Origin of the sequence: Mesorhizobium sp. M2E.F.Ca.ET.209.01.1.1, from assembly GCF_004010375.2 — a bacterium.
Lineage (GTDB): Bacteria > Pseudomonadota > Alphaproteobacteria > Rhizobiales > Rhizobiaceae > Mesorhizobium.
Genome location: NZ_SADP02000031.1, coordinates 58,057 through 64,364, shown reverse-complemented (window position 1 = coordinate 64,364; position 6,308 = coordinate 58,057). Strand labels below are relative to the sequence as shown.

The window sequence follows — 6,308 nt, the reverse complement described above, 5'->3', positions numbered from 1 at the left end:
GGTGCGGGGTCTGCTTCGAACAGCCCCGTGCAACTGTTCAGGTTGATGGTTCACCGGTGGGAAGGGACCGGGCCATGCCACGGCCTGTCCGAAAGGACGACCAGGATCCACTCGGTCTCCTTCCCACTTCAACCATACACCGAAACCAACACACAGGATCCTCGGTCTGCGCGCGTCGCTTCGCTCCTTGCTCCGCCCGTGGATGACGACCGCGATGGGCGTCGAGGCCAATCGCCAAGGCATAGGACGTGCCAACGCACACTAACCAACCGGTCAAAACTTCTGTGTTAAGGAACTAAGCCCAGTGCCCTAGCACAGCGGCAAGCGAGATGGCCACCATGGCGAGCAGCGCCAGCTTCCAGAAATCGCCGCGCCGCTTCAGCCCCGGCCATCCCAGCGGCTTGATGACCTGGATCAGCATGATGCCGCAGATGACCAGGGCGAGCAGTTTCGTCATGCCGCCTTTGACCAGCAACGATGGCGGCTGTCAAAGCTGTTCTTAGGGCACAATTCGGGCCGAGCACTCCTGACAGAAATCGGCTTCATCCGGGCCTTGCGAGGGACACCGCGCCGCCTTCTTTCCTACCCTGCCAACCTCCTGACAGACTGCTGTCAGGAGGGGTGTGAGATACTCTTCTCATCGAAAAGAGAGGAGTGAGGTCATGAACGGTTCTACCATTCTGCGCGGCGTGCAGCACTATGTCGGCAGGATCCGCGCGGTGCGCAACGAGATCCGCACCCAGCGTTTCCTGAACACCTTGCCGGCGGATATCCGTAAGGACATCGGCTGGCCGGATCTTTACACCGGCCGCGTGCGTGAAAACTGAAATTTTGCCGCCGCGACTTGGATTGTGGCGGCACCACGCCCAGATGTAATGCGGCCAGTGATGTTGAGTTCAGGGAAAGAAGCCTTTGTTGCCGATAGCTTCACCGCAGCCTCCTGACAGTATGTTGTCAGGAGGCATACGGTAATTGGGGTGGCTTCAATCCTGACAGTTACGAACATGAACCGACTATCCGGAGTAATCCGCGTATGGTGAAAAGCTGGAACGACAGGCTGAACACGCCGGGCATCAACGGCATCAAGCCGTCGCCGCGCACGGTCGGCGATGTCGTTGAGGGCCAGTCGATGCTGGTGCCGACCGCGCGCCAGGTCGACGACTTCATCCGCTCGATCCCCGAAGGGGTGGAGATGGACGTTCGCGCGCTGCGCACCGCACTGGCCATCGAGCACGGGGCCGAAGTGACATGCCCGGTGACGATCGGCTATCATCTTCGCACCGTTGCCGAGGCCGCTCACGAGGATCTCGAGCGCGGCATGGCGCTGAGCGACGTCGCGCCGTTCTGGCGTGTGCTGGACGCTGGGACGCCGACCACGGGCAGACTGTCCTTCGGGGCGAAATTCGTTGCCGCGCAGCGCAAGCGCGAAGGGCTGAAGCCATAAACCCCCGGGGGAGAAACCGATGCGCCGCGCCGACAGGCTTTTTCAGATCGTGCAGCATTTGCGGGGTGGTCGGCTGGTCACCGCGCAGAAGCTCGGCACGTGGCTCGAGGTTTCCGAGCGCACCATTTACCGCGACATAGCCGACCTGCAGTCGACCGGCGTGCCGATCGACGGCGAAGCAGGCGTGGGCTACATGATGAGGGAGGGTTTCGACCTTCCGCCGCTGATGTTCACACGTGACGAGATCGTGGCGCTGGTTGCCGGCGCCCGCATGGTGCGCGCCTTTGGCGGCGCGGCAATGGCAAGGGCGGCCGACGAGGCGCTGGTCAAGATCGGCGCCGTGCTGCCCGACACCGAGAAGGACCGCATCGCCCGCACCGAGATCCACACGCCGATGTGGGTGGTGAGCGACGCCGCGCGCGAAGCGATCGACCTGATCGAGCGCGCCGTCGAGAAACGCCAGGTGCTGACCATCGACTATTCCGACGAGGCCGGGCGCGGCACCGCGCGCGACATCCGGCCTTTGGGCCTGTGGTTCTGGGGCAAGGTCTGGACGCTGGTCGCCTGGTGCGAGATGCGCGACGATTTCCGCGCCTTCCGCATCGACCGCATCGCCTCGGTCGTCATCGCAGGGCGTGTCTTCAAGCCTGAGCGCGGCAAGCAGCTCGCCGATTTCTACCGCGCCGTCGAGCGGTCAGAGGATTACGGCATGGCGCCCGACCGCGCCGCGCGGACGTGACTTCCTCCCAAGCTCAACAAAAAAGCCCGCTCGAAGCGGGCTTTTTTGTTGAGTACCCCGAAGGGCTTACTCCTGATCGTCGCCTTCGTCCTTGTCCTTCGACTTCAACGCCGAAAGCTTGGCGAAGACCGCGTTGGCGTCGAGCTCCTGGTCCTCGTCCTTCGGCTTCTCCGGCGCCGGCACCAGCCGTTCGGTGAGCGCGGCCGGCAGCAGCGTGTCGCCGACGGGTTGAGGCTGCTCGCGGCCGCGCGAGGCGCGGTTGACTTCGAGGTCGAGGTCGATCTGCGAGGTGAGGCCGAGCGTCACCGGGTCCATCGGCTGCAGATTGGCCGAGTTCCAGTGCTTGCGCTCGCGGATCTGCTCAATGGTCGACTTGGTGGTGCCTACGAGACGGGCAATCTGCGCGTCCTTGAGCTCGGGATGGTTGCGCACCAGCCACAGGATGGCATTCGGCCGGTCCTGGCGCTTCGACAGCGGCGTGTAGCGCGGGCCCTTGCGCTTCGATTCCGGCACCCGCACCTTCGGCTCCGACAGCTTCAGCCGGTAATTGACGTCCTTCTCGCCGCGCGCGATCTCGTCGCGCGTCAGCTGGCCGGTGATGATCGGGTCCATGCCCTTGATGCCCTGCGCCGACTCGCCGTCCGCGATCGCCTTGACCTCGAGCGGATGCAGCCCGCAGAACTGCGCGATCTGCTCGAAGGAGAGCGCGGTGTTGTCGACCAGCCAGACGGCGGTCGCCTTGGGCATCAGCAGCGTATTGGCCATGTCAAAAATCCTTCTCGTTCGCCCGCGTTCCCGCGCGGGCGGTGGTTTTAGAGCCACCAAAATGGGAAATTCGCGGCCTGTATAAACGCTCCCTCGAATTTTCGCAATGTTTTTGGGAAGGACCCGATTCAGGGCACTGAAAAGACAAAACCCGCTGGACGAGGTCCAGCGGGTTTGGAACCGGAAACGAAGCAAGCGTCTCAACGGCTCTGGCTTGCCTGTCCAGCCCGGCCTTGCGGCCAGGCTGTTTTTGATTACACCGCCTGGCGGGCGATGCGCTCGATGTCGCCACGGCTGATGCCGAGGTCGTTCAGCTGGCGGGCATTGAGCTTGTTCAATTCGCGCACGGTTTCGTTGTACATGCGCCACTTACGGAAAGCACGAATCGGGTTCATTTCAGTTTCTCCAGTCATTTGAGGAAATCGTTTGATGCCGCGTAAATAGGCATGCCTGCCCAAGAATTGAACGGACGCTTTTGCATGGCCGCAATGCGTTTTGTGCATTGCACCATTAAGCCTTTGTTCAGCTTAGAATCGGCGACATGCGCCGGCCCAGGATGGGTCGAGATTCAGGTCAGGCCGAGCCGAGAATAGTGGCTTCCGAGAACCGGAGCGGAGCGTACTTCAGTACGTGAGCACCGGAAGCACAGGAAGCCATTATTCGCAGGCCGGCCTCACCTGAATATCGGCCCATCTCACCCGACGTCGAGGACGATCTTGCCTATATGCTCACCCTCTTCCATCCGCTCATGCGCCCGCCAGGCTTCGGTCAGCGGAAAGATCATGTCCATGACCGGGGCCACCTTGCGCGTGCCGAGCAGCGGCCACACCTGCGCCTCCAGCGCGGCGGCGATCGCCGCCTTGAACTCGACGGTGCGCGGGCGAAGCGTCGAGCCGGTATGGGTCAGACGCTTGACCATGAGCGTCGCGAAATTGGTGCTTGCGATAGCGCCAGCCTGCACCGCGATCTGGACGATCCGCCCCTCGACGGCCGCGGCTTCGTAGTTGCGCGCGACATAATCGCCGCCGACCATGTCGAGGATGACGTCGGCGCCCTTACCGTCGGTCGCCTCCTTGACCGCGGCGACGAAATCCTCCTCGCGATAATTGATCGCCCGGTCGGCGCCGAGCTTGAGGCAGGCGTCGCATTTCTCCTTGCTGCCGGCGGTGGTGACCACATAAGCACCGAAGGCTGCGGCGAGCTGGATGGCGGTGGTGCCGATGCCAGAGGAGCCGCCATGGACCAGCAGCGTCTCGCCCTTCTTCAGGCCGCCGCGTTCGAACACATTGTGCCAGACGGTGAAGTAGTTTTCCGGGATCGCCGCGGCTTCCGAATAGGTGAAGCCGGCCGGCAGCGGCAGCACGCTGCCGGCATGTACCTTGACATATTCGGCATAGCCGCCGCCGGGCGTCAGGGCGCAGACCCGGTCGCCGATGCGCCAGCGCGATATGTCGTCGCCGAGCGCCGCGATTTCGCCCGAAGCTTCGAGGCCGGGCAGGTCGGACGCGCCGGGCGGCGGCGGATAGGCGCCCTTGCGCTGCTGCACGTCCGGCCGATTGACGCCGGCCGCGTGCACCCGGATCAGCACTTCGCCGGGGCCGGGCACGGGCACGTCACGGGTTTCCGGCTTCAGCACCCTGGGACCGCCGGGCTGCGAGATCGCGATGGCCGTCATCTTTGCCGGTATCTTGTGTCCGTTTGCCATGGCTTTCCCGTCTCCTCGGATTCCGTGTCGTCGCTCGTGGTTTGCATCGGCGCCCCTGCCCTATGTATGCTGATTGCCAAATCAGGCAAATGGCCAAGCAAGGGAGGAGCGACGATGACGATCTTCGACGACGAACCCAGGAAAAAGCCGCGCCCGCACGAGATCGGCCAGGATCTGTCGCTGCTGTCCGTCGACGAATTGTCGGAGCGTATCGCGCTGCTGCGCGACGAGATCGCCAGGCTGGAGGCAGAGCGGGCCGCCAAGGGCGCCACCAAATCCGCCGCCGACGCATTGTTCCGCCGCGGATAATTTCGTCGGCGCGCAAGACCGCCGCCGAAAAGCCCCAATACGCCTGTTTTCAGACCCGGCGCCCGAACCAGGATCAAGCGATGTTTGCAACCTACCGACCGATCCTCTCGCTGCTGCGCGGTACCGCCTTCCTGCTCGCCGCATCCGGCCTGCACGGCCTGCTGTTGCCGCTGCGCGGCCAGATAGAAGGCTTTTCGACAGCATCGCTCGGTCTTATGGGCACGGCCTGGGCAGGCGGCTTCGTCACCGGCTGTTTCTTCGCCCCGCGCCTCGTGCGCCGCGCCGGCCATGTCAGGGCCTTCGGCGCCTTCGCCGCATCGGGTGCCATCATCGCGCTGCTCACCGGCCTCATCATCGACGAGTATTTCTGGATCCTTTTGCGTGCCTTCACCGGCTTCACCATGGCCGGTGCCTTCATGGTGATCGAGAGCTGGCTGAACGAGAAGGCCACCAACGAGAACCGCGGCACCGTCTTCGGCCTCTATATGATGGTCACCTATGCCTCGATCATGGGCGGCCAGATGATCGTCGCCGGCGGCGACGTGCGGTCGGCTTCGCTGTTCATGATCACCGGCATCCTGTTTTGCCTGTCGCTCATCCCGACGGCGGTTTCTACCCAATCGACCCCGAAACCGCTGCAGGACGTCAAGCTCGACGTCAAAGGCCTCTACGCCAATTCGCCGGTGTCGGCGGTGGCCTGCCTCCTGGTCGGCATCGCCAATGGTGCCTGGGGCACGCTGGGCGCGGTCTATGGCGCCCGCATAGGCATCTCCACCGCCGAGATCGCGCTGATGATGAGCCTTGTGGTCGTTGCCGGCGCCGCCATGCAGCTTCCGGCCGGACGCCTGTCCGATACAACCGACCGCCGCTTCGTGCTGGCGGGTGCTGCCTTCGGCGCGGCTCTGGTCGCGGTGCTGATCTTCCTGATTGCGCCGCGTTCGGGTATCTTCGTCATCGTGCTGACCGCCGCCTATGGCGGTTTCGCCTACACGCTTTATTCGATCGCCGTCGCGCATGCCAACGACCACGCCCGCCCCGAGGACTTCGTCAAGGTTTCCGGCGGCCTGCTCCTGCTCTACGGCTTCGGCACCATGATCGGCCCGCTTTTGGCCGCGGCCTTGATGGGATGGGTGCGTCCGGAGGGGCTTTTTCTTGCAACCGCGCTCGCGCATCTCAGCCTCGCCGGTTACACGCTGCTGCGCATCCGCGCCCGCGCGCCGGTGCCGATCGAAAACCGCGATGCCTTCAAGACGCAACCCGCCGACCGCGCCCTCACGCCGGAGGCCACGCGGCTCGATCCGCGCAGAAAGGTTGAAACCGACGGTTGAGATTTGGAAAACTTTGCC

Annotated in this window: 9 protein-coding genes; 5 read left to right on the top strand and 4 right to left on the bottom strand. The window is 63.8% G+C overall.

Annotated features, from left to right (window positions below; translation table 11 throughout):
* Positions 1-295: 295 nt before the first annotated feature.
* Positions 296-457: a hypothetical protein gene (locus EN852_RS32530; RefSeq protein ID WP_127865652.1), complete on the bottom strand. Its 162-nt coding sequence runs from the start codon at positions 455-457 to the stop codon at positions 296-298.
* A 205-nt stretch (positions 458-662) separates the two neighbouring features.
* Here EN852_RS32530 and EN852_RS32525 point away from each other — a divergent pair, with 205 nt between their 5' ends.
* The 3 genes from EN852_RS32525 (at position 663) to EN852_RS32515 (ending at position 2,183) form a co-directional block, all read left to right on the top strand.
* Positions 663-827, top strand: coding sequence for a hypothetical protein (locus EN852_RS32525; protein WP_127865651.1), 165 nt, complete (start codon positions 663-665; stop codon positions 825-827).
* Between the two features lie 206 nt (positions 828-1,033).
* Positions 1,034-1,444, top strand: coding sequence for a hypothetical protein (locus EN852_RS32520; RefSeq protein WP_189401832.1), 411 nt, complete (start codon positions 1,034-1,036; stop codon positions 1,442-1,444).
* A gap of 19 nt (positions 1,445-1,463) precedes the next feature.
* Entirely contained in the window at positions 1,464-2,183 is a 720-nt protein-coding gene (locus EN852_RS32515; RefSeq protein WP_127865650.1) for a YafY family protein, read from the top strand.
* Between the two features lie 66 nt (positions 2,184-2,249).
* Here EN852_RS32515 and EN852_RS32510 read toward each other — a convergent pair whose 3' ends face one another.
* The 3 genes from EN852_RS32510 to EN852_RS32500 all read right to left on the bottom strand — a co-directional run bounded on the left by EN852_RS32510 (position 2,250) and on the right by EN852_RS32500 (position 4,653).
* Entirely contained in the window at positions 2,250-2,948 is a 699-nt protein-coding gene (locus tag EN852_RS32510) for a DUF1013 domain-containing protein (protein ID WP_127865649.1), read from the bottom strand.
* Between the two features lie 254 nt (positions 2,949-3,202).
* Positions 3,203-3,343: a DUF1127 domain-containing protein gene (locus EN852_RS32505; RefSeq protein WP_095816751.1), complete on the bottom strand. Its 141-nt coding sequence runs from the start codon at positions 3,341-3,343 to the stop codon at positions 3,203-3,205.
* Between the two features lie 299 nt (positions 3,344-3,642).
* Entirely contained in the window at positions 3,643-4,653 is a 1,011-nt protein-coding gene (locus EN852_RS32500) for an NAD(P)H-quinone oxidoreductase (RefSeq protein ID WP_127879967.1), read from the bottom strand.
* Positions 4,654-4,767: 114 nt separating this feature from the next.
* Between EN852_RS32500 and EN852_RS32495 the strand changes: the two genes are divergently transcribed.
* Together EN852_RS32495 and EN852_RS32490 are read left to right on the top strand one after the other, a co-directional pair.
* Positions 4,768-4,962, top strand: a complete 195-nt coding sequence (locus EN852_RS32495; RefSeq protein WP_127879966.1) for a DUF1192 domain-containing protein — start codon at positions 4,768-4,770, stop codon at positions 4,960-4,962.
* Between the two features lie 80 nt (positions 4,963-5,042).
* Entirely contained in the window at positions 5,043-6,290 is a 1,248-nt protein-coding gene (locus EN852_RS32490; RefSeq protein WP_127879965.1) for an MFS transporter, read from the top strand.
* Positions 6,291-6,308: the final 18 nt, after the last annotated feature.

Excerpts from the sequence above, each read along its gene's own strand:
- EN852_RS32510 (WP_127865649.1), bottom strand. The coding sequence starts at position 2,948 with ATGGCCAATACGCTGCTGATGCCCAAGGCGACCGCCGTCTGGCTGGTC.
- EN852_RS32495 (WP_127879966.1), top strand. The coding sequence starts at position 4,768 with ATGACGATCTTCGACGACGAACCCAGGAAAAAGCCGCGCCCGCACGAG.
- EN852_RS32490 (WP_127879965.1), top strand. The coding sequence starts at position 5,043 with ATGTTTGCAACCTACCGACCGATCCTCTCGCTGCTGCGCGGTACCGCC.
- EN852_RS32500 (WP_127879967.1), bottom strand. The coding sequence starts at position 4,653 with ATGGCAAACGGACACAAGATACCGGCAAAGATGACGGCCATCGCGATC.
- EN852_RS32530 (WP_127865652.1), bottom strand. The coding sequence starts at position 457 with ATGACGAAACTGCTCGCCCTGGTCATCTGCGGCATCATGCTGATCCAG.
- EN852_RS32515 (WP_127865650.1), top strand. The coding sequence starts at position 1,464 with ATGCGCCGCGCCGACAGGCTTTTTCAGATCGTGCAGCATTTGCGGGGT.
- EN852_RS32525 (WP_127865651.1), top strand. The coding sequence starts at position 663 with ATGAACGGTTCTACCATTCTGCGCGGCGTGCAGCACTATGTCGGCAGG.
- EN852_RS32505 (WP_095816751.1), bottom strand. The coding sequence starts at position 3,343 with ATGAACCCGATTCGTGCTTTCCGTAAGTGGCGCATGTACAACGAAACC.
- EN852_RS32520 (WP_189401832.1), top strand. The coding sequence starts at position 1,034 with ATGGTGAAAAGCTGGAACGACAGGCTGAACACGCCGGGCATCAACGGC.